This is a genomic window from Streptomyces sp. MAR4 CNX-425 (genome assembly GCF_048656465.1).
Taxonomy (GTDB): Bacteria; Actinomycetota; Actinomycetes; order Streptomycetales; family Streptomycetaceae; genus Streptomyces.
Genome location: NZ_JBMDLF010000007.1, coordinates 163,940 through 184,119 on the forward strand (window position 1 = coordinate 163,940; position 20,180 = coordinate 184,119).

Below are 20,180 nucleotides of genomic sequence, written 5' to 3' on the forward strand. Positions count from 1 at the left end.
CCGTTCGTACGTGGCGCTTCTGAAGTCCGGTGACCCTGCCGACCCTTGCCCGTCCCTCGCCACCGTTGCTCCATGCACGCACCAACAGCCGACCCCACCAACCCCACCGACCCCGCTGTCCTCTCCGCCCTCTTCAGCCCCACCCCCCGCGGCGCCCGCCGCGCCCGGCTCCTCGCCGTGCACCAGCTCGGCGAGTGGGGCATCCCCCGAGCCGCTCCCACCGCGCGGGCCGTCGCCGCCGTGACCGCCGAGCTGGCCGGCCTACCGGTACCCGTGCACGGGCGGTGTCCGGGGCGGTACTTCCGGCTGCGGCTGTCGCTGGGGGAGCGCGTCGTACGGGTCGAGGTCTCCGACGCCCGGCCCGAACGCCCCCTGCCCACCGGCCCGTTCCCCGGCCCGTCCCACGCTCCCGGCGGTGATGGCGGGCGGGGGCTCGTGCTCGTGGCGGCGTTCGCGGAGCGGTGGGGGTGCTTCCAGCCGCACGCCGCCGTGAAGACCGTCTGGGCCGAGGTCCGCCGGCAGCCGCAGCCCCCGCCGCAGTCGCAGCCACGGCCCCAGCCGCAGCCCCCGGGCGTCAGAACAGCTTGCCCGGGTTCATGAGCCCCAGCGGGTCGAAGACCCGCTTGATGTCCCGCTGCAACTCCAGCCCCACCGGCCCCAGCTCCTTCGCCAGCCACTCCTTCTTCAGCAGCCCCACCCCGTGCTCCCCCGTGATCGTGCCGCCCAGCTCCAGGCCCAGCGCCATGATGGCGTCGAACGACTCCCGCGCCCGCGCCGTCTCGTCCGGGTCGCGGGGGTCGAAGCAGACGTTGGGGTGGGTGTTGCCGTCGCCCGCGTGGACGCAGGTGCCGATGGTCAGGTCGTACGTGTCGGCGATGGCGGCGACGCCGTCGAGGAACGCGCCGAGGCGGCTGCGGGGGACGCAGACGTCGTCGATCATCGTCGTGCCGGTCAGCGACTCCAGGGCCGGGAGGGCCGACCGGCGGGCGGCGAGCAGCAGTTCCGACTCCGCGGCGTCCGCGGCCGGGACGACCTCGGTGGCGCCGGCCGCCGTGCACAGGGTGCCCAGGGCCGCGAGGTCGGCGGCCGGGTCGGGGGTGTCGAAGGCGGCGAGGAGGAGGGCTTCGGTGGTTTCGGGGAGGCCCATCTTCGTGAGGGTGTTGACGGCCCGTACGGTCGTACGGTCCATGAGTTCCAGCAGCGACGGGACGTGCCCGCCCGCCATGATCCGGCAGATCGCGTCGCACGCCGCCGCCGCGGACGGGAACTCGGCCGCCAGCGCCAGCTGCGGCGGCGGGGCGGGCTTCAGGGCGAGCGTGGCGCCGACCACCGCGCCGAGGCTGCCCTCCGAGCCGACGAAGAGCCGGGTGAGGTCGTAGCCGGCGACTCCCTTGGCCGTGCGGCGGCCGGTGGTCAGCAGCCGGCCGTCGGGGAGGACGACGTCGAGGCCGAGGACGTACTCGGCGGTGACGCCGTACTTCACGCAGCACAGGCCGCCGGAGGCGGTGCCGATGTTGCCGCCGATCGTGCAGGTCTCCCAGCTCGACGGGTCCGGCGGGTAGAACAGGCCCTCGGCGGCCACCGCGCGCGACAGGGCGGCGTTGACGACGCCGGGTTCGACGACGGCGATGCGGTTGACCGGGTCGATCTCGACGATGCGGTCCATCTTGAGGAAGGACAGCACAATGGCGCCGTCGCCCGCGTTGGCGCCGCCGGACAGGCCGGTGCGGGCGCCCTGCGGGACGACGGGGACCCGCAGCGCCGTCGCCGTGCGCATGACGTGCTGCACCTGTTCGACCGTCCGCGGCAGCACGACCGCCGCGGGCGTGCCGGAGGGGCAGAACCCGGCCATGTCGCCCGCGTACGAGGCGGTGACCTCCGGGTCGGTCAGCACCGCCGCCGCGGGCAGGCCGGTGCGGAGTGCGGCCTGCACGGCCTCGTCCCTTACTGCCTGATCGCTCATGGCTCCAGCCTGCAACGGCTCCTCCCGCCGCGGAACCCCGCCGCCTCACACCACCTGCGGAAGCTGCGCGTCCAGCCAGTCCGTCAGCGTCTCCATGTACGAGGCCGTGATGTGCGCCCCGCTCCGGTACACGATGACGTTCCCGATCACCGCCGGGCACGTGCCGTCCTTGCACATCACCGGCTTGGGGTCGATGAGCGCGACCTCGTCGAACTTCGCGTTCGCGCGCGTGCTGACCGGTTCGTACCCGTACCCGTCGGACTCCGGGAACGCGCAGTCCTCCAGGTCCCGGAAGGAGCCGGAGACGCAGGAGGGGATGTCCTCGGGCGGGTAGGGGTTGTCGGCGAGGGTCATGACGGTGGCGCCGGTGCCGAGGAGGTCGTCGAGGGTCTTCTCGTAGCCCTTCTGGTGGGCCCGCGCGCCGTCCTCGGAGCTGAGCCGGCGGCCGTCCTCCATGACGGTCTTCGCGTCCCGCGTGCCGGTGATGATCAGCGCCGGGCTCTCGTCGCCGATGCGCTCCAGGGCGTGCGCGCGCCACTCGTCGCACTCGGTGTACGCCCGCTTCAGCCCGCTGTTGTAGACGGTGACCTGCGCCGGGGTGCAGCCCGCCTTCGTGAGGGTGACCAGGCGCAGGCCGCGCCGTTCGGTGACCTTCTCCAGCGCGGGCGCGTACTGCATGGCGTGCGAGTCGCCGAAGAGGACGACGGTCTCGTCGCCTTCGGTGTCCCCGTACGCGCAGTCCCCGGACTCGGTCTCCTGCTTCTCGGCCAGGCAGCCGTCGTCGTGGACCCGGCCGCGGTCGTCGGCGGCCTTCTCGGGCAGCGGGCGCAGGGCCTTCGCGTCCTTCTGCGGCTGCTCCTCGTCGGCGAGGGCCGCGGCGCCGCGGGCCTGCTCGGGGGAGGCGAGCGCGATCGTCGGGGTGGTCACCCAGGAGCCGGCCGCGACCAGCACGGTGGTGGCGGTGCAGGCGGCGCCGACGGCGAGGGCGCGGGGGGTGGGGAGCAGGGCGCGGGCGCGGCGTACGGGCTCCTCCACCAGCCGGTGCGTGAGCGCCGCGGGCAGCGCGGCGGCGGCGACCACGACGAGCATCCAGCGGACGGACAGCTCGCGGTCGAGGGCCAGCGGTACGAAGACGACGGCGGGCCAGTGCCACAGGTACCAGGAGTACGAGATCCGCCCGGCGTACCGCAGCGGCGGGACGGCCAGCAGCCGGGCGACGGGGTGCGCGGCGGGCCCGCAGCCGGCGGCGACGACGGCCGCGGTGCCCAGCACCGGCAGCAGGCCCCACGGGCCCGGGAAGCGGGTGGCGTCGTCGAACCGCAGCCCGGCGTACGCGACGGCCGCCAGCCCGGCGGCCGCGAGCGCGCCCGCCGCCGCCGCGCCGGCGCGGGCCGCCGGCAGCACCCGGCGCCACGCGGTCGCCGGGACGAGGGCGAGGAGCCCGCCGGCGGCCAGCTCCCAGCCGCGCGTGAACGTCGAGAAGTACGCGGCCCCGCCCTCCTCGGCGCTCAGCCGCACCGCGTGCCAGAACGACACCGCCGCGAGCGCCGCCAGCACCACCGCCAGCCGGCCCCGCAGCCCGAAGCCGCCCCGCGGGCCGACCGGCCGCGCGCCCCATCGGCCGCCGCCCGGGCCGCCGCGCGCCGTCCGGAAGGTCCACAGCACGGTCAGCACCAGCAGCGGCCAGACCAGGTAGAACTGCTCCTCCACCGCCAGCGACCAGTAGTGCTGCAACGGGCTGGCCGCCGCGTCCTCCGCCGAGTAGTCGACGGCCCGCCCGGCCTGCTGCCAGTTCGTCATGTACAGCGCGGCGCCCACCGCGTCCTCGGCGACGTTCCGCCGCTCCAGCGGCGGCATCCACTGCACCGCCGCCAGGCACACCGCGAGCACCACGACCGCCGCCGCGGGCAGCAGCCGGCGGGCGCGGCGGCCGTAGAAGCGCAGCAGCGACACCGTGCCGTGCCGCTCGGCCTCGCGCAGCAGCAGGCCGGTGATGAGGAAGCCGGAGAGGACGAAGAAGACGTCCACGCCGACGTATCCGCCGGCCAGCCAGGGGACGCCCGCGTGATAGAGCAGGACGAGTCCGAGCGCCACCGCCCGGAGCCCTTCCACGTCGGGGCGGAACGCCGGGCGGCGCCGCTCGTCCTGCTCGTTCTCCTGCGCAGCCTCCTGCTGCTTCCGCTCGATACGCATCACAGTTGCGTATCATCCCGGTCGCGGAACGGTCGAGCCGGGGGTGTGGAAACGGGCGGGGGCCGGCCGGCGGTCAGAGGTTGCCGCGCTTGTCCTGTTCGCGCTCGATGGCCTCGAACAGCGCCTTGAAGTTGCCCTTTCCGAAGCCCATCGAGCCGTGCCGCTCGATGATCTCGAAGAAGACGGTCGGCCGGTCCTGCACCGGCTTGGTGAAGATCTGCAGCAGGTAGCCGTCCTCGTCGCGGTCGGCGAGGATCTTCAGCTCCCGCAGCTCGTCGATCGGCACGCGGGTCTCGCCGACCCACTCGCCGAGGGTGTCGTAGTACGCGTCCGGCACGCCGAGGAAGGCGACGCCGGCCGCGCGCATGGTGCGTACCGTGCCGACGATGTCGTTCGTGGCGAGCGCGATGTGCTGGACGCCGGGGGAGTGGTAGAACTCCAGGTACTCGTCGATCTGGGACTTCTTCTTGCCCGGCGCCGGCTCGTTGATCGGGAACTTGACCTTCAGGGTGCCGTCGGCGACGACCTTCGACATGAGCGCGGAGTACTCGGTGGCGATGTCGTCGCCCACGAACTCCTTCATGTTCGTGAAGCCCATGACCCTCTTGTAGAAGGCCACCCACTCGTCCATCTTCCCGAGTTCGACGTTGCCGACGCAGTGGTCGACGGCCTGGAACGTCCTCCGCGCCGGCGGCTCGACCAGGGGCGCGGCGGCCGCGTAGCCCGGCAGGTACGGGCCGTCGTAGCCGGTGCGCTCGACGAGGGTGTGGCGGGTCTCGCCGTACGTCGCGATGGCGGCGAGCACCACGGTGCCGTGCTCGTCCTTCAGCTCGTACGGCTCCTCGATGCCGGTGGCGCCCTGGGCGACCGCGTGCGCGTAGGCGGCGCGCGCGTCGGGGACTTCGAGGGCGAGGTCGACGACGCCGTCGCCGTGCTCGGCGACGTGCGCGGCGAGGGCGCGGCCGCGGTCGGTGGCGGGCTTGATGACGGAGGTGAAGACGAATCGGGCGGCGCCGTTCTCCAGGACGTAACTGGCCGTCTCGCGGCTGCCGTTCTCCGGTCCGGAGTACGCGACCAGCTGCATGCCGAACGCCGTCGAGTAGTAGTGGGCGGCCTGCTTGGCGTTGCCGACCGCGAACACCACGGCGTCCATCCCCTTCACCGGGAAGGGGTCGTCCTGCCGGGTCTGCGGAGCGGGCTGATCAATGGTCTCGGTCATGCTCAAAAGGGTCTCTCCGGTTGGCAAGGTGTGCAATAGTTGCCGAAAACACTGGACATAATGCCCGGTCGAACTCGGTGATCGTCGGGCTATCTGTACAAGCTGACCAGCGAGGAGCGCGCCAGATGATCGATCAGCTCGACGGCCGGCTGCTGGAGCTGCTCGCGAACGAGCCGCGCATAGGCGTGCTGGAGGCCAGCCGCCGCCTCGGCGTCGCCCGCGGCACCACCCAGGCCCGGCTGGACCGGCTGCGGTCCGGCGGCGTCATCCGCGGCTTCGGCCCCGACGTCGACCCGGCGGCCCTGGGCTACCCGGTGACCGCGTTCGCCACCCTGGAGATCACGCAGGGCCGGGGCACGGACGTACGCAGCCACCTCGCCGGGGTGCCGGAGGTGCTGGAGCTGCACACGATCACGGGGCACGGCGACATGCTGTGCCGGCTGGTGGCGCGGTCGAACGCGGACCTGCAACGGGTGATCGACCTGGTGGTGGGGTTCGACGGGATCGTGCGCGCGTCGACGGCGATCGTGATGGAGAACCCGGTGCCGCTGCGGATCGTGCCGCTGGTGCGGCAGGCGGCGGGCGCAGGCCCCGGGGACGGCGCCGGCCCGGACGGCGGTCCTACGCGCCGGCCGTGACCTTCGCCGTGAAGTCCTCCAGGTTGCCCCGCATGCGCGCGACGCGCTCGGCCTCGGTCAGCGACTCCTCCTGGGGCACGGTGCGCAGCTTCGGCTGCCGCCGGCCGCGCAGGTAGAGGGAGCAGGCGAGGTCCGCGCACACGTACACGCCGACCGTGTTGCCCCGCCGCCCCCGCGCGCCCGCCAGCGGGGCGGCGAGGAGCCGCACGCCGGAGGCGGCGTGCGCGGTCAGGCAGAGCTGGCACATGCGCGAGCGCATCGCGCTCGCGCGGCCCGCCGCCGGGACGCGCAGGGCGATGCCGAGGGGGCCGTCGGGGCGCGGGACGACGAGGTGGGCGCGGAGCGGGGCGCCGGGGTCCACCCAGCCGAGGAAGTCCAGATCCGCCCAGGGCGTCGCGGCGAAGTCGAGCGGCAGCCTGAGCCGGGTGGCGTCGCCCTTGGTGCAGTTCACGAAGGACGCGCGGATCTGTTTCTCGCTGAGCGGTTCCACGCCCGCCGACCCTACGGACAGCGCGTACGGGCCGCATCCGAATTCCGCGCGGGCCGTACGCGCACCGGATCAGCAGCCCGGTACGTCGCCGTCCCCGGACGCCAGCGCCTTCAGCGACGTCACCGCGTCCGACAGCTTCTCCACCGGCACCAGGCGCAGCCCGTCCGGCAGCTCCGACTCCGCGTCGCCGCACTCCGCCGCCGGCACGAGGAACACCGTCGCCCCGTCGCGCTTGGCGGCCTGCGTCTTCAGCGGTACGCCGCCGACCGGGCCGACGGTGCCGTCGGCGTCGATCGTGCCCGTACCGGCGACGACCTCGCCGCCGGTGAGGTCGTCGGGGCCGAGCTTGTCGACGATGCCCAGCGCGAAGAACAGCCCGGCGCTGGGGCCGCCGACGTCGGTCAGGCGCAGCTCGACGTCGACGCTGCCGGGGTCGCGGCCGAGGTGGGCGAGGGCGGCGGTGACGGCGGTGTTCTGGGACTCGCGCATCTGCTCGGCGTTGTACTCGCGGATCTCCTTCCTGGAGTCGCCCACGGGGTACACCGCCTCCTGGGGCATCACGGCCTCGTCCGTGGCGAACCAGCCGGAGGCGATGTCCGCGATCCGCAGGTCGACCTCCGGTCCGGTCGCGGCGATCGTCGTCATCCGCAACTCGCCGTCCGTGGGGTGCTGTTCCGCCCCGGAGACGGAGATGACGGGCTCGCCCCGGTGCTCGCCGAGGACGTCGGCGGTCATCCCGGGCTTGGCGAGCGAGAACGGCAGCGGCGCGAACGCCGCGGCGGCGAGCAGCCCGGCCACGGGCACGGCGGCGAGCGCGAGGGTCACACGGCGAGAGAGCACGGCTCCAATCTACGGCGCCCTCGCCGGGCGGGCGCCGCGGGATGGTGCGCCGAGCGCGCTCCGCGGGCGCTGTGCGGATCGGTGGCGCGGGGCGGGGCCGTATCTTCGCCGGGCGGGCGGCGCGCCCCGGGTGCGGGCCGAGTGCCGGCGCGGCCTGGTGGCCGGGGCGTCCCGCGTCGGCGACGCCGCGCTTGCGCGGCGGCCGCCTGGTGTCGCACGATTCGGCGCAGGTGACTCCGCGCCGCGTCGTGCGCACCGGCCGTCGCGTCCGCGCGTTTCCGCACCGCGTCACGCAGCGCGGCGCGTCCCGCGGCGGAGCCGCTGTTCCCACGTACGTGCGTGACCGCCGCACCCCCGGCGTCGCACCGCACCGCAGCAGGCTCAGCGCAGCGCTTGCGCGACCTCGCGCGCCGCCGACACCACCCGCGGGCCCACCTCGCCCGGCACGATCTCGTGCAGCATCACCACCCCCACGCTGCCCTCGATCCCCGACACCCCCAGCAGCGGCGCCGCCGCCCCGCTCGCGCCCGCCTCCAGCTCCCCGTGCGTCAGCGCCAGCGCCAGCTCCGCGTCGGTCTCCCCGGCGCCCGGGCCCAGGCCGCGGCCCTTGAGTATCGCCCGGCCCGCCGCGCCCTGGTCCAGCGCGTGCCGGAAGCCCGCGCGGTAGGCGACGTGGTAGTCGGTCCAGCTGGGTTCGACGACCGCGACGGCCAGCGCCTCGCTGCCGTCGACGAGCGTGAGGTGCGCCGTCGCGCCGACGTCCTCGGCGAGCGAGCGCAGCGCCGGCAGCGCCGCCTCCCGTACCAGGGGGTGCACCTGCCGGCCCAGCCGCAGCACCCCCAGCCCGACCCGCGCGCGGCCCCCGAGGTCGCGGCGGACCAGGGCGTGCTGCTCCAGGGTCGCGAGCAGGCGGTAGACGACGGTGCGGTTGACGCCGAGTTTGTGCGACAACTCGGTGACGGTGAGGCCGTGGTCGGTGTCGGCGAGCAGCTTCAGCACGCGGAGTCCACGGTCGAGGGTCTGGGAGGTCTCTGCGGGCACGCCGCCTCCTCAAGTGATGTGCGGCCCTTCCCGCGCCGGTGCACCTGTCCCGTGCAGCACCGGCGAGAGAGCCACCGGTCCCAGGCGGCACCGGCTGTCAGTTCCGCGGCGGCCCTGCCGCGGATCTCTTCGGCCCCCGCCTCACGCCTCCTCGGCGGGGTGTCCGGAAACCTAGCGAGCGGCACCGCTCAGCGGAAGACCCCGTCCAGAATCCGGTCAGGATCTTCCGCCTCTCCCTGCCGAATGGCCGGATTAATACCACATGAAAGAATCGTGCCATGACCGGATTCGCAGAGGACGTCACCGGCGGCCCGCCGCACCGCGTCGCCGTGCTCGTGCGCAACGGCGTCATGCCGCTGGAACTCGGCCTCGTCCACCAGATGTTCGGCGCCGCCCAGGCCGCGGGACGGCCGCTGTACGAGGTCGTCACCTGCGCGCTGCGGCCCGGCCCGGTGCGTACGGACGCCGACTTCCCGGTGGTCGTCGAGCGCGGCCCGGAGGCGCTGGACGGCGCCGGGACCGTGGTGGTGCCCGCGTCGCACGCCGCGGACGCCCTGGAGGGCGCCCCGGACGGCACCGGGTACGGTGAGCCGTCGCCCGCGCTGCGGGCGGCTCTCGCGCGCGTGCGCCCCGACGCGCGCGTGGCGTCCGTCTGCACCGGCGCGTTCGTGCTCGCCGCCGTCGGGCTGCTCGACGGGCGGCGGGCGACGACGCACTGGAAGTCCGCCGAGCTGTTCCGCCGCCGCTTCCCCGCCGTGCGGCTCCGGCCCGACGTGCTCTACACCGAGGACGGCGACGTCCTCACCTCCGCGGGCGAGGCCGCCGGCATCGACCTGTGCCTGCACATGATCCGCGCCGACCACGGCGCCGCCGTCGCCAACGACGTGGCCCGCCGCACCGTCGTGCCCCCGCACCGCGACGGCGGGCAGGCCCAGTACGTGCCCCGGCCGGTGGCCGAGCCGGAGCTGTCCACCACCGGCCGCGCCCGCGCCTGGGCGCTGGCGCACCTCGACCGGCCCCTCGCCCTGCGCGAGCTGGCCGCGCAGGAGTCGATGAGCGTACGGACCTTCAGCCGCCGGTTCCGCGAGGAGACGGGCGTGACGCCGCTCAAGTGGCTCACCCGGCAGCGGGTGGAGCGGGCGCGGCAGCTGCTGGAGGAGACGGACCGCAGCGTCGACCGGGTCGCGGCGGACGCGGGGTTCGGCACGGCGGCGTCGCTGCGGCAGCACATGCAGGCGGCGCTGGGGGTGTCCCCGAGCGCGTACCGGGCGACGTTCCGCGGGCCGGGGCAGCTGCCGGCGGGGGCGGCGGCCTGACGGCGGCGTGCCGGGGGCGCGCCCGCGCGGGGCCGGGCGCGCGAACCGGCGCGCGTGCCGGCGCCCGCGCGGGATGCACCGGCGCTCATGTGTCGCCCGACTCGTCCGACGGCCACGGGTCGCTCAGCCACAACTCGTCCCGCGTCGCCGGCCCCAGCAGCTCCCGCAGCCCCTCGTCCATGCCGAGCTGCGCCGGCTCCGACCCCGGGGGCACGGCCCGCAGCGTCCGCTCCAGCCAGCCGGAGACCGCCGCGGCCGGGGCCTCGATCAGCGCGTCCCCGTCCGAGGACGTCAGCGCCAGGCAGATGACGCTCCCCGCCGAGGACTTCGTCGGCCAGACGCGCACGTCGCCGTGGCCGCACGGCCGGAACACCCCCTCCACCAGCAGCTCCCGGGCGAACGACCAGCTCACCGGGGCGGCCGACCCGATGTGGAAGCTGATGTGGACGGCGTACGGGTCGGCCGCCCGGTACGTCAGCCGGGACGGAACCGGAACCATTCTTTCCGGCGACAGGACGAGTCGTAGCTCCAGCTCGCGTTCCACCACGGTCTGCATGGTGCGGCACCTCTCTCCTCGGCTCTTCGGCTCTCGCGCAGGTCTCACGCGCCTGCACGGGGGAGAGGGCGGAACCCCCGGGGTCTTACGCGACTTCCGCAGACTTCCGACAAGTCACGTAAGGCGGAACGGGGGTGAGGCGGACCCGGCCGTCCGCGGGTTCTGGTAGATGTAAAGCCATGAGCGCCCCGACACCACCTTCCGGCGGCGGGATCCCCGGCCCCGGTTACTACCCCGACCCCTCCATCCCGGGCTACGTCCGGTACTGGAACGGTGCGGCGTGGGTCCCCGGCACCAGCCGCCGCGCGCAGGAGGGCGAAGAGCACCTGCTCGCGCAGGCGGAGCAGGCGGGTGCGGACGGCACGGACAGCGACGCCGGCGCCGCGGAGGCCGCCGCACCGGCCGCACCGCCCGTGAGCGAGACCGGACCGGTCTTCCTCGACGAGGAGGAGCCCCAGGACGCCGTGCCCGCCCCCCGCGGGCGGCACGCCGCGCGCGGGGACGACGCGGCGGACGTGCGGGACGACGTACAGGACGACGTGCGGGACGCCGCCGAGGCGGCGGCGGCCGTCGGGGAGCCGTCGGACGCGCGGGGCGCGTGGCAGGCGGTCGACGTCGTCGACGTCGGGGAACGGGCCGACAACCGCGTCGCCTGGGGCGCGCAGGACCGGCAGGACCGGCAGGACCCGCCGGCGCTCGCGGTCCCGGCGGAGCTGGGCGGGGGCGAACCCGGGCCGGGCCGTGCCGGGGGAGCCCCGGCCGCCGGGCGCCCGGCGGCCGGAGGACGCCGCGGAGGCGGACGCCGGAGCGCCGGATCCCGGGCCCGCGGGCGCGCAGGACCGGCCGGGCGCGCCGCTCGGCCGCGACCCGCGCGTCGGCGGCGGCTCGTGGGGCGAGCAGGTACGGCGGCTGGCCGGCCCCGCGCCCGTACCGGCGCCCGCGCCGCCGCCCGAGGAGGCCCGCGAGCCGGAGGCCGGCGTCGGCGGCGGGACGGAACGCGGCGCCGCGAGCGGGCCCGGGGCCGCGGCCCTCCGGCCCGGCGGCGACCCGCGGTCCGGCGGCGATCCCCGGCACGGCGTCGACCCGCGGCAGGCCGGCGGCGCCTACGCGCCGTCGCCGCCCGCCCCCGGAGGCCCCGGCCGCCCCCGCCGCTCCGCCCGCCCTCCCCGCGCCCACCGAACCCGACCTGCCGGCGGCCTCGCCGTCGCCGACCGCCCCGGACGTGCCCGCCGCCGGGCCGGCGGCCCCGGCGCCGACGCCCCCCGCGCCGACGACCCCGGACCTGCCGCAGCCCCGCCCCGCGCAGCCGCAGCTCCCGCCGCAGGCGGGCCCCGCGGCGCCGCCGCTGACCCCGGCCGCGCGGACGGCCCCGCCCGCGGCCGCGCCGCCGCAGCCCGCCGGGCAGCTCCCCGAGCGGGCCGCCAGCGCCGAGCTGCCCCAGGGCGGCGGGGCGGGGGCCGGGGAGCCGCCGGTCGTCCCGTGGCGCCCGCCGGCCAGCGACCCCTTCCTCAGCGCCGCGCAGGGCACCGCCCCGCCGGCCGGGCTGGGCCGCCGGCTCGGCGCCCGGCTGGTGGACGTCCTGCTGGTCGGCGGCGTCGCGGGCGCGGTGGCCGTACCGCTGGTGACCAAGTCCGTGGACCACGTGCAGGACAAGATCGACGCCGCCGAGGCGTCCGGCACGACCGTCACGGTCTGGCTCATCGACGGCACCACCGGCCCGTACCTGGCCATCGTCCTCGGCCTCTTCCTCGTCCTCGGCCTGATCGTGGAGGCGCTGCCGACGGCGAAGTGGGGGCGTACGCCCGGCAAGCGGCTCTTCGGCGTGCGGGTGCTGGACATCGAGTCGCAGGACCCGCCGGCGACCGGCTCGGCGCTGCGGCGGTGGCTGACGTACGCGGTGTTCGCGCTGCTGCCGCTGGTCGGGCTGCTGAACGTGCTCTGGTGCGCCTTCGACAAGCCGTGGCGGCAGTGCTGGCACGACAAGGCGGGCCGCACGTACGTGGCCCGCGGCTGACGGTCCGGCCGCAAGCCGTTCGGCCGCGCCCGGGATGCGGGGCGGCGGCGCCCGGGGTCGACTCGGTGCATGAGCTCCGACGACCACGGCGACCGCGCCGGCCCGCACCGCGGCCGGCCCGGGCGCGCGCAGCAGCAGCCGCAGACCGGCCCGGCCCCCGACGGCACGCGGTGGCCGGAGGGGGAGCAGGAGACGCCGCCGGGCGACGAGCCGGGGGCGCAGGGGGCGCACAGGACGCGGGGGACGCCGCCGCGCGGCAGCGGCACGACGCGGCCGGTCGGCGGCCCGACGACGTCGCACGAGCCCGGCGCCGCACCCCCGCCGCCGACACCGCACACACCGCACACGCCGCCCCCGTCCCCGGGCGGCCCCGCGGAGGGCGGCCCGGGCACCCCGGCGTACGGGAGCGGGGGAGCGGCGCCCGGCGGCGTCCCGCCGTACGGGGCCGCCGTCCCGCCGACGGGCCCCGACGCCACGTCGTCCGCGGGCCCCGGTGCCACCCCGCCCCCCGGCCCCGGCGCCACGTCCTCCGCCGGCCCGGGCAAGACCCCGCCCCCGGGCCCCGACGCGACCTCCTCCGCGGGCCCCGGTGCCACCCCGCCGCCCGGCCCCGGCGGCTCCCCGTACGACCGGCCCCCCGGCGCGATGCCCCCGCCCCCGCCGCCGTACGGCGGCACCGGCGGCACCGGCGGAGAGGCGTACGGCGCCGGCTACGGCGCGCCCGATCCGCGGCTCGCCGGGATGCCCCCGCTCGCCGGCCTGGGCCGCCGGCTGCTGGCGCGCATCATCGACGGCCTGGTCGTCTACGTCCCGGTGTCCCTCTTCCTCGCCCTCATCGGCAGCATCGACGACTTCGGCGACACCGACAACACCGGCTCCCAGTACGGCTGGGGCCTCTTCGGCATCCTCATCTACCTGGCGTACGAGGGGCTGATGCTCACCCGCAGCGGCCAGACGGTCGGCAAGAAGCTCATGGGCATCCGGGTCGGCATGCTGGAGAACGGCGCCGTCCCCGCCGGGAACCCGGGCTGGATCCGCGCCGCGGTCTACTCGCTGCCCGGGATCGTGCCCTGCCTGGGCACCCTGTTCTGGCTGTACAACGTGCTGTCCTGCACCTGGGACAAGCCGTACCGCCAGTGCGTGCACGACAAGGCGGCCAAGACCGTGGTGGTCTCCACCGAGGGCCGGCACTTCACGCCCTGACCCCGGCGCGGTCCGGCGCGCGCACACCGAAGCGGCCGGCGACCCATCGGTCGCCGGCCGCCTCGCGTTGGTGCCTCGGCCGTCCCCCGTCGGCGCCCTCGCGGACGCCGGCGCACCGTCTCAGTGTTGCGCGGGCTGCGCGCCGACCGGCCGCCGGTCCGCCGCCGGAGCGGCGATCCCCTCCGGCCGCGGCAGCACGACCGGCTCCGCCTTTGCGGCGGGGGCGGCGCGGCTGGAGCGCGGCTGGGGAGCGGTCAGTGCGACGAGCACACCGAGCGCCAGTGCGGTGACGCAGATCGCCACGAGGGCGAGGGCTGCGCCGGCCTGCGAGAGCAACAGCATTGCTGCCGCTGAGGCGATGACTGTGGCCGACCCGTACAGGATTTGGGAGAGAGTCGGACGCGGCATGGCGGCCCCCCTGGTGGGCTCAGCATCGGTACGGACGGGTGAACGTGCCGAAGGGCGGCCCCGTTCGTGCAGCCGCCCCCCACTACCCAAGGCGGTGCCCACCTCGGAACGCAAGTAAGCGTGACCTTACCCACCCGGGGGGTGCACGAGGGGGCGCACGGTGTCATGCCGGGGCGGGGTCCCGGTCCCACCAGGGGGCCCGGGTGCCGTAGCCCCCTGAGGTGTCCAAGTCAAGACTGTCATTTCTCTGTTCACTCCGGTCGAATGCTGGCACACCTATTCGTGCGGCGACGCGGGAGGGACAGCACAGACGTGAACACCAGACCCAGAAAGTTGTCAAAAACTGCCGTCACCACGGCGGTTGCAGCCGCACTCGGCGCGGCGCTGCTGCCCTTGGGGCAGGCGTCCGCCGACTCCGGCGACGGAGCGGCCCAGATCGAGCGCCGTGATCCGGCGCGGGCGCCGAAGCACCAGCAGCACGACCTCGACGGCCCGTTCAGCAAGCAGCAGGAGGCGCGCGAGAAGGCCGCCCTCCAGCAGCTGCTGGCCGGCGAGACCGAGACGAAGCCGCGGGTCCGGAAGAACGGCTCGACCGTCGTCAAGCTCGACGACGGCAAGTACGCCGAGCTGGGGCGCGCGCAGAAGACCGACAAGATATTCACCGTGCTGGTCGAGTTCGGCGACGACGTCGACAGCGAGACCATGTACGACCCGGACGGCCCCGACGGGCCCGAGCCGCCGGTCGTGAAGTACGGCGGCGACCCCGGCCCCGCGCACAACGAGATAGCCGAGCCCGACCGGTCGACCGACAACTCGACCGACTGGCGGGCCGACTTCGACCGGCAGCACTACCAGGACCTCTACTTCTCCCGGGACGACGACAAGCAGTCCGTGGCGAAGTACTACGAGAAGCAGTCCTCCGGGAAGTACACGGTGGACGGCGAGGTCAGCGACTGGGTCTCGGTCAAGTGGAACGAGGCCCGCTACGGCTCCAACTACTGCGGCGACTCCACCTGCTCCTCCGTCTGGGACCTGGTGCGCGACGCGACCGCCCAGTGGGCCGCCGACCAGAAGGCCGCCGGCCGGACGGACGCCGAGATCAAGGAGCAGCTCGCCGAGTACGACGTCTGGGACCGCTACGACTTCGACGGCGACGGCGACTTCAACGAGCGCGACGGCTACATCGACCACTTCCAGCTGGTACACGCCGGCGAGGACGAGTCCGCCGGCGGCGGCGTCCAGGGCGAGGACGCCATCTGGGCGCACCGCTGGTACGCGTACGGCACGGACGCCGGCAGCACCGGCCCCGGCGAGAACAAGGCCGGCGGCGCCCAGATCGGCGACACCGGCGTGTGGGTCGGCGACTACACCATCCAGCCGGAGAACGGCGGGCTGGGCGTCTTCGCCCACGAGTACGGCCACGACCTCGGCCTGCCCGACCTCTACGACACCGCCGGCGGCGAGAACTCCACCGGCTTCTGGACGCTGATGTCCTCCGGCTCCTGGCTCGGCCGCGGCCGGGACGCCATCGGCGACCTGCCCGGCGACATGACCGCCTGGGACAAGCTGCAACTGGGCTGGCTGGACTACGAGACCGCCAAGGCGGCGACGCCCTCGAAGCACACCCTGGGCCGTGCCGAGGAGCAGCGGCACGGCAGGCCGCAGGCGCTCGTCGTCGAGCTGCCGGAGAAGGCCGTCACCACCACCGTCACCCAGCCCGCCGAGGGCGCGCAGCAGTGGTGGAGCGGCATGGGCGACGACCTGTCGAACACCCTGACCCGCACGGTCGACCTGACCGGGAAGTCCAGCGCGTCCCTGGCCCTCAAGGGCTGGTGGGACATCGAGGCGAACTACGACTACCTCTACGCCGAGGTCTCCACGGACGGCGGCGCCACCTTCACCCCGGTCGACGGCACCGCGAACGGCACGCAGATCCCGCGCGACGGCGGCGACCGGCCGGCGCTGACCGGCGTCTCCGGCGAGTACCGCGACCTTACGTACCCGCTGGACGCGTACGCGGGCCAGGAGATCCAGCTGCGCTTCCGCTACCAGACCGACGGCGGGGTGGCGCAGAAGGGCTTCACCGCCGACGCGCTGACGATCACGGCGGACGGCGAGGAGGTCTTCGCGGACGGCGCCGAGGGCGACGACGCGGGCTGGACGAAGGACGGCTTCTCGCGCGTCGGGGAGTCCTTCACCGAGAACTACCCGCAGTACTACATCGCCGAGAACCGGCAGTACACGTCGTACGACAGGACGCTGCGGACCGGCCCGTACAACTTCGGCTGGGTGACCGACGAGCCGAACCGGGTCGAGCACTTCCCGTACCAGAACGGCCTGGCCGTCTGGCTGTGGGACACCTCGCAGCTGGACAACAACACCAGCGTGCACCCGGGCACGGGCCTGGTGCTGCCGGTCGACGCCCACCCGGAGCCGGAGACGTGGGCGGACGGCACGGTGATGCGCAACCGCATCCAGACGTACGACACCACCTTCAGCCGCCGCTGGACGGAGGGGTTCACCCTGCACAAGGACGGCGAGCCGGCGTGGGTGAGCTGGAAGCGGGGCGTGTCCGTCTTCGACGACCGCCGGGGGACGTACTGGGACGAGGACAACCCGACCGGCAGCGTCAAGGTGCCCGACACCAACACCAGGATCTCCATCGTCAGCGAGCCCTGGCATGGCCGGACCATGACAATCCGGGTGGGCCCCTCCACCCGGTGATTCGGTAAAATAGCAGGTCAGAGACGCGTCGGCCGCTGCCCCTGGCGGGGCGGCGGCCGATCGCGTAAAGATGGCGTGAGCATTCGGCCGACCACCGGCCGGCGGGAGTCACGCGAGGAGCGCCATGGGCGGAGGAGGATTCACCAGGCTGCCGGACGGCAGCGTGGTCGTCGCCGTCTGGCTGCCGGCGCCCGCGGGCGGGCGCCGGATACGTGTGCTCGTCCACGCCGGGAACCGCCCCCGCGCGCTCACCCGGCTGCGCAACCTCGGCCTGCGCTCCGTCTACCTCCGCGGCAACGCGCACCCGCCCTCGCCCGACGAGGTGACGGCCGTGCTGTGCCACCCCGACGGGCTGGTCTGGCGCGGCTCGCTCGACGACGAGACCGAGCCCTGGCACCCCATCGGGGCCCTCCTCCGGCCGGCGACCTAGGACACCCGCGCCCGCGGCCGCGGGCGGCCGTCAGGCGACGACCGGCTTGCCCGTCAGCTCCACGCCCGCCTCCGCCAGCTCCTCCAGCGCCCGGTGCGTGGTGCCCTCGGCCACCCCCGCCGTCAGGTCCAGCAGCACCTGGGTGCGGAAGCCCGCCGCGGCCGCGTCCAGCGCCGTCGCCTTCACGCAGTGGTCGGTGGCGATGCCGACGACGTCGACGTCCGTGACCTCCCGGGCGCGCAGCCAGTCCGCCAGCGCCGTCCCGTGCTCGTCCGCCCCCTGGAAGCCGCTGTACGCCGCCGCGTACGCGCCCTTGTCGAAGACCGCGGAGATCGCGCCGGAGGCGACGGTCGGGGCGAAGTTCGGGTGGAAGCCGACGCCCTCCGTACCGGCCACGCAGTGCCGCGGCCAGGAGCGGACGAAGTCCGGGTGCGCGGAGAAGTGGTCGCCGGGCTCGACGTGGTGGTCGCGGGTGGCGACGACGTGCTGGTAGCCGGCGGTGGAGCGGCCGATCAGGTCGGTGATCGCGGCGGCGACGTCCGCCCCGCCGGTCACCCCCATGCTGCCGCCCTCGCAGAAGTCGTTCTGCACGTCAACGACGATCAGTGCACGATGCATGGTGCGATGCCCTTCGTGGGTCGGCGTCTGAAGGACGGAGCGCCGGGGAACGGGGCGCTGCTCGTCCCGGTTCTCTGCCCGCTGTTCCGGGCCTCATACGTGGTCCGATACGTACTCCGTCGGCAGGACGGGCTCGCCCCTGGAGAGCTGGGTGGCGGACAGCGGCAGCCCGTCCCGGGCCACCAGGTGCCGGGCCCGGGCGTCGTCCATCGGCTCCCGCCCCACGACCTTCCCGCCGCGCACCAGCGGCACCAGCAGCTCGCGGCCCGCCAGCTCCGCCGGCACCGGCCCGGTGCCGACGACCTCCGCCTCCGCCACCCCGTCCGCGTCGACCCGCCGGGCCGCCCACTTGCGTCCGCCGATCGAGGTCTTCCCGCCGGTCGACTTCTTCGCCACCGGCACCAGCGGCGCGCCCGGGCCGCCTGCGGCGGCGCGGGCGACCAGCTTGTAGACCATCGAGCACGTCGGGTGCCCGCTGCCGGTGACCAGCCGGGTGCCCACCCCGTACGCGTCCACCGGCGCGGCGGCGAGCGAGGCGATGGCGTACTCGTCGAGGTCGCTGGTGACGATGATCCGGGTCCGCTCCGCGCCCAGCTCGTCGAGCTGCTGGCGCACCCGGTGCGCGACCAGCAGCAGGTCGCCGGAGTCGATGCGCACCGCGCCCAGGTCCGGCCCGGCGACCTCCACGGCGGTACGGACCGCGGCGGCCACGTCGTACGTGTCGACCAGCAGCGTCGTCCCCGTGCCCATGGACTCCACCTGGGCGCGGAAGGCCGCCCGCTCGGTGTCGTGCAGCAGCGTGAAGGCGTGCGCGGCGGTGCCGACGGTGGGGATGGCGTAGCGGAAGCCTGCGGCCAGGTCGGAGGTGGAGTCGAAGCCGCCGACGTACGCGGCCCGGGCGGCGGCCACGGCGGACAGCTCGTGGGTGCGCCGGGCGCCCATCTCGATCAGCGGCCGGCCGCCGGCGGCGACGGCCATGCGGGAGGCCGCGGCGGCGATGGCGGAGTCGTGGTTGAGGATCGACAGGACCACCGTCTCCAGCAGCACGCACTCGGCGAAGGTGCCCTCCACCCGCAGCACCGGGGAGCCGGGGAAGTAGACCTCGCCCTCGGGGTAGCCCCAGATGTCGCCGGTGAAGCGGAAGTTCGCCAGCCAGTCCAGGGTCGGGGCGTCCACGACCTCGTACTCGCGCAGGAAGGCCAGCACCTCGGGCTCGAAGCGGAAGCTCTCCAGCGCGTCCAGCACCCGGCCGGTGCCGGCGACGACGCCGTAGCGGCGGCCCTCGGGCAGCCGGCGGGTGAAGGTCTCGAAGACCGAGCGGCGGTCGGCGGTGCCGGCGTGCAGCGCGGCCTGGACCATGGTCAGCTCGTAGTGATCGGTGAAGAGGGCCGTCGAGGGGACGGTGACCGGCAGCTTCAGTTCCGACATGGCGACGATCCTACGCCAATACTCGTCACTCTGACGATTTCCGGTGTCCGAATGGCTGCGGCACCGCCTCGGGTGGCAGCATGGGGACCGTCAGGGCTGCGGTCGCAGCCGGAGCTAACGAGGAGTTGCCGCCAACCGTGAGCGTCGCACCCACGGAGATCGAGCGCCCGGAGACCGTCGAGTCCCAGTCACCCGCGGCGGTGCCTGAACCGGACGTCCCCTGGGTGACGATCGTCCACAACGACCCGGTGAACCTCATGAGCTACGTGACGTACGTCTTCCAGGCGTACTTCGGATACCCCAGGGAGAAGGCACGCAAGCTCATGATGGACGTACACACCAAGGGGAGGGCCATCGTCTCCAGCGGCACCCGCGAGGAGATGGAGCGGGACGTGCAGGCGATGCACGGCTACGGCCTGTGGGCCACCCTGGCGCAGGACCGCTGATGGCGGGGCACTTCGAGGCGGTCCCCGGCGGCGGCGCGGCCGTCGCCCTGGACGAGCTGGAGATCTCCATCCTGCGCACCCTGACCGTGCAGCTGCTGGAGCTGATCGGCCCCGGCGACGCCCCCGCGGACGCCGAGCCGGCCGCCGACCCGCTGGACGCGCTCTTCGCCGAGGGTCCCAGCAAGCCGCCGTCCGACCCGGCGCTGGCGCGGCTCTTCCCGGACGCGTACGGCGAGCCGGGCAAGGGCCCGGACGACACGGAGCGGGCCCGCTCGGCGGAGTTCCGCCGCTACACCGAGCCGGACCTGCGGGAGAGCAAGCGGGAGAGCGCCCTGGCGGTCGTCCGCGGGCTCGACTCGCTGACCGTGCAGGGCGAGGGCGGCGCGGTGCTCAAGGTCGGCCCGGAGGAGTCGCGGCAGTGGCTCGGGACGCTCAACGACCTGCGGCTGGCCATAGGCGCGCGGCTCGACATCCGGGACGACGACGACGGCGAGGTGCTCTTCCGGCTGCCGGACGAGGACGAGCGCAAGCCGATGGTGATGGCGTACCTGTGGCTGGGCGGGCTCCAGGAGACCCTGATCGAGACACTGTTGCAGTAATACGCACATAATCGCCCTTTTCGCGTGGTAAACGTGCGGTCGGGGACCGCACGG

General features: G+C 74.7%; 18 protein-coding genes and 1 pseudogene. 9 read left to right on the plus strand and 10 right to left on the minus strand.

The annotated features are described in order from the left end of the window. The first annotated feature begins 72 nt into the window (after positions 1-72). Positions 73-600 (plus strand): ATP-binding protein, encoded by a 528-nt coding sequence (locus tag ACHZ99_RS20840; protein WP_420306184.1) that lies wholly within the window; start codon positions 73-75, stop codon positions 598-600. Here ACHZ99_RS20840 and ACHZ99_RS20845 read toward each other — a convergent pair. The 3 genes from ACHZ99_RS20845 to hppD form a co-directional block, all read right to left on the minus strand. Continuing rightward, positions 575-1,963: an FAD-binding oxidoreductase gene (locus tag ACHZ99_RS20845; protein ID WP_420306185.1), complete on the minus strand. Its 1,389-nt coding sequence runs from the start codon at positions 1,961-1,963 to the stop codon at positions 575-577. The two genes, ACHZ99_RS20840 and ACHZ99_RS20845, sit on opposite strands and share 26 nt — an antisense overlap. Positions 1,964-2,008: 45 nt before the next feature. Beyond that, entirely contained in the window at positions 2,009-4,156 is a 2,148-nt protein-coding gene (locus ACHZ99_RS20850) for an acyltransferase family protein (protein ID WP_420306186.1), read from the minus strand. 73 nt (positions 4,157-4,229) lie between these two features. Then, positions 4,230-5,375 carry a 4-hydroxyphenylpyruvate dioxygenase gene (gene hppD, locus ACHZ99_RS20855; RefSeq protein ID WP_420306187.1) on the minus strand — a complete coding sequence of 382 codons (1,146 nt, stop codon included), beginning with the start codon at positions 5,373-5,375 and terminating at the stop codon, positions 4,230-4,232. A gap of 125 nt (positions 5,376-5,500) precedes the next feature. Here hppD and ACHZ99_RS20860 point away from each other — a divergent pair, with 125 nt between their 5' ends. After that, a complete protein-coding gene (locus ACHZ99_RS20860) occupies positions 5,501-6,013 on the plus strand; it encodes an Lrp/AsnC family transcriptional regulator (protein WP_420306188.1) in 513 nt (170 codons plus the stop codon). On the opposite strand, the gene ACHZ99_RS20865 is transcribed toward ACHZ99_RS20860, so the two are convergent. The 3 genes from ACHZ99_RS20865 to ACHZ99_RS20875 form a co-directional block, all read right to left on the minus strand. Continuing rightward, positions 5,997-6,503, minus strand: a complete 507-nt coding sequence (locus ACHZ99_RS20865) for an FBP domain-containing protein (protein WP_420306189.1) — start codon at positions 6,501-6,503, stop codon at positions 5,997-5,999. The two genes, ACHZ99_RS20860 and ACHZ99_RS20865, sit on opposite strands and share 17 nt — an antisense overlap. Positions 6,504-6,572: 69 nt before the next feature. Continuing rightward, positions 6,573-7,328, minus strand: a complete 756-nt coding sequence (locus ACHZ99_RS20870; protein WP_420306388.1) for a S16 family serine protease — start codon at positions 7,326-7,328, stop codon at positions 6,573-6,575. A 396-nt stretch (positions 7,329-7,724) separates the two neighbouring features. Continuing rightward, positions 7,725-8,384 (minus strand): IclR family transcriptional regulator, encoded by a 660-nt coding sequence (locus tag ACHZ99_RS20875; protein WP_420306190.1) that lies wholly within the window; start codon positions 8,382-8,384, stop codon positions 7,725-7,727. A 278-nt stretch (positions 8,385-8,662) separates the two neighbouring features. On the opposite strand from ACHZ99_RS20875, the gene ACHZ99_RS20880 reads away from it, so the two are divergent. Continuing rightward, positions 8,663-9,700 (plus strand): GlxA family transcriptional regulator, encoded by a 1,038-nt coding sequence (locus tag ACHZ99_RS20880; RefSeq protein WP_420306191.1) that lies wholly within the window; start codon positions 8,663-8,665, stop codon positions 9,698-9,700. An 85-nt stretch (positions 9,701-9,785) separates the two neighbouring features. Here the strand turns inward: ACHZ99_RS20880 and ACHZ99_RS20885 are convergent, their stop codons facing one another. Next, positions 9,786-10,256 (minus strand): SsgA family sporulation/cell division regulator, encoded by a 471-nt coding sequence (locus tag ACHZ99_RS20885; protein WP_420306192.1) that lies wholly within the window; start codon positions 10,254-10,256, stop codon positions 9,786-9,788. Between the two features lie 179 nt (positions 10,257-10,435). On the opposite strand from ACHZ99_RS20885, the pseudogene ACHZ99_RS20890 reads away from it, so the two are divergent. Further along, positions 10,436-12,270 (plus strand): annotated as a pseudogene (locus ACHZ99_RS20890) (RDD family protein). A gap of 69 nt (positions 12,271-12,339) precedes the next feature. Further along, positions 12,340-13,473 (plus strand): RDD family protein, encoded by a 1,134-nt coding sequence (locus ACHZ99_RS20895; RefSeq protein ID WP_420306193.1) that lies wholly within the window; start codon positions 12,340-12,342, stop codon positions 13,471-13,473. Positions 13,474-13,593: 120 nt separating this feature from the next. Here ACHZ99_RS20895 and ACHZ99_RS20900 read toward each other — a convergent pair whose 3' ends face one another. Further along, the gene (locus ACHZ99_RS20900; protein WP_420306194.1) at positions 13,594-13,815 is read right to left on the minus strand and encodes a hypothetical protein; all 222 of its coding nucleotides are present in this window, start codon (positions 13,813-13,815) and stop codon (positions 13,594-13,596) included. A 330-nt stretch (positions 13,816-14,145) separates the two neighbouring features. Between ACHZ99_RS20900 and ACHZ99_RS20905 the strand changes: the two genes are divergently transcribed. Further along, positions 14,146-16,605 (plus strand): immune inhibitor A domain-containing protein, encoded by a 2,460-nt coding sequence (locus ACHZ99_RS20905; RefSeq protein ID WP_420306195.1) that lies wholly within the window; start codon positions 14,146-14,148, stop codon positions 16,603-16,605. 124 nt (positions 16,606-16,729) lie between these two features. Then, on the plus strand, positions 16,730-17,035 hold the full coding sequence (locus ACHZ99_RS20910; RefSeq protein ID WP_420306196.1) for a hypothetical protein: 306 nt from the start codon (positions 16,730-16,732) through the stop codon (positions 17,033-17,035). Between the two features lie 30 nt (positions 17,036-17,065). On the opposite strand, the gene ACHZ99_RS20915 is transcribed toward ACHZ99_RS20910, so the two are convergent. Next, entirely contained in the window at positions 17,066-17,653 is a 588-nt protein-coding gene (locus ACHZ99_RS20915; protein ID WP_420306197.1) for an isochorismatase family protein, read from the minus strand. Positions 17,654-17,746: 93 nt separating this feature from the next. Continuing rightward, the gene (locus ACHZ99_RS20920; protein ID WP_420306198.1) at positions 17,747-19,081 is read right to left on the minus strand and encodes a nicotinate phosphoribosyltransferase; all 1,335 of its coding nucleotides are present in this window, start codon (positions 19,079-19,081) and stop codon (positions 17,747-17,749) included. 137 nt (positions 19,082-19,218) lie between these two features. Between ACHZ99_RS20920 and clpS the strand changes: the two genes are divergently transcribed. Both clpS and ACHZ99_RS20930 read left to right on the plus strand, forming a co-directional pair. Next, positions 19,219-19,527, plus strand: a complete 309-nt coding sequence (clpS, locus tag ACHZ99_RS20925; protein ID WP_027754315.1) for an ATP-dependent Clp protease adapter ClpS — start codon at positions 19,219-19,221, stop codon at positions 19,525-19,527. Then, entirely contained in the window at positions 19,527-20,126 is a 600-nt protein-coding gene (locus ACHZ99_RS20930; RefSeq protein ID WP_420306199.1) for a DUF2017 domain-containing protein, read from the plus strand. The genes clpS and ACHZ99_RS20930 overlap by 1 nt, the downstream gene beginning before the upstream one ends. The last annotated feature ends 54 nt before the right edge of the window (positions 20,127-20,180 follow it).

What these genes read in the sequence shown, in the direction of transcription:
- ACHZ99_RS20840 (WP_420306184.1), top strand. Translation starts at nt 73, where the DNA reads ATGCACGCACCAACAGCCGACCCCACCAACCCCACCGACCCCGCTGTC.
- ACHZ99_RS20845 (WP_420306185.1), bottom strand. Translation starts at nt 1,963, where the DNA reads ATGAGCGATCAGGCAGTAAGGGACGAGGCCGTGCAGGCCGCACTCCGC.
- ACHZ99_RS20850 (WP_420306186.1), bottom strand. Translation starts at nt 4,156, where the DNA reads ATGCGTATCGAGCGGAAGCAGCAGGAGGCTGCGCAGGAGAACGAGCAG.
- hppD (WP_420306187.1), bottom strand. Translation starts at nt 5,375, where the DNA reads ATGACCGAGACCATTGATCAGCCCGCTCCGCAGACCCGGCAGGACGAC.
- ACHZ99_RS20860 (WP_420306188.1), top strand. Translation starts at nt 5,501, where the DNA reads ATGATCGATCAGCTCGACGGCCGGCTGCTGGAGCTGCTCGCGAACGAG.
- ACHZ99_RS20880 (WP_420306191.1), top strand. Translation starts at nt 8,663, where the DNA reads ATGACCGGATTCGCAGAGGACGTCACCGGCGGCCCGCCGCACCGCGTC.
- ACHZ99_RS20885 (WP_420306192.1), bottom strand. Translation starts at nt 10,256, where the DNA reads ATGCAGACCGTGGTGGAACGCGAGCTGGAGCTACGACTCGTCCTGTCG.
- ACHZ99_RS20895 (WP_420306193.1), top strand. Translation starts at nt 12,340, where the DNA reads ATGAGCTCCGACGACCACGGCGACCGCGCCGGCCCGCACCGCGGCCGG.
- ACHZ99_RS20900 (WP_420306194.1), bottom strand. Translation starts at nt 13,815, where the DNA reads ATGCTGTTGCTCTCGCAGGCCGGCGCAGCCCTCGCCCTCGTGGCGATC.
- ACHZ99_RS20905 (WP_420306195.1), top strand. Translation starts at nt 14,146, where the DNA reads ATGCTGGCACACCTATTCGTGCGGCGACGCGGGAGGGACAGCACAGAC.
- ACHZ99_RS20910 (WP_420306196.1), top strand. Translation starts at nt 16,730, where the DNA reads ATGGGCGGAGGAGGATTCACCAGGCTGCCGGACGGCAGCGTGGTCGTC.
- ACHZ99_RS20915 (WP_420306197.1), bottom strand. Translation starts at nt 17,653, where the DNA reads ATGCATCGTGCACTGATCGTCGTTGACGTGCAGAACGACTTCTGCGAG.
- ACHZ99_RS20920 (WP_420306198.1), bottom strand. Translation starts at nt 19,081, where the DNA reads ATGTCGGAACTGAAGCTGCCGGTCACCGTCCCCTCGACGGCCCTCTTC.
- ACHZ99_RS20930 (WP_420306199.1), top strand. Translation starts at nt 19,527, where the DNA reads ATGGCGGGGCACTTCGAGGCGGTCCCCGGCGGCGGCGCGGCCGTCGCC.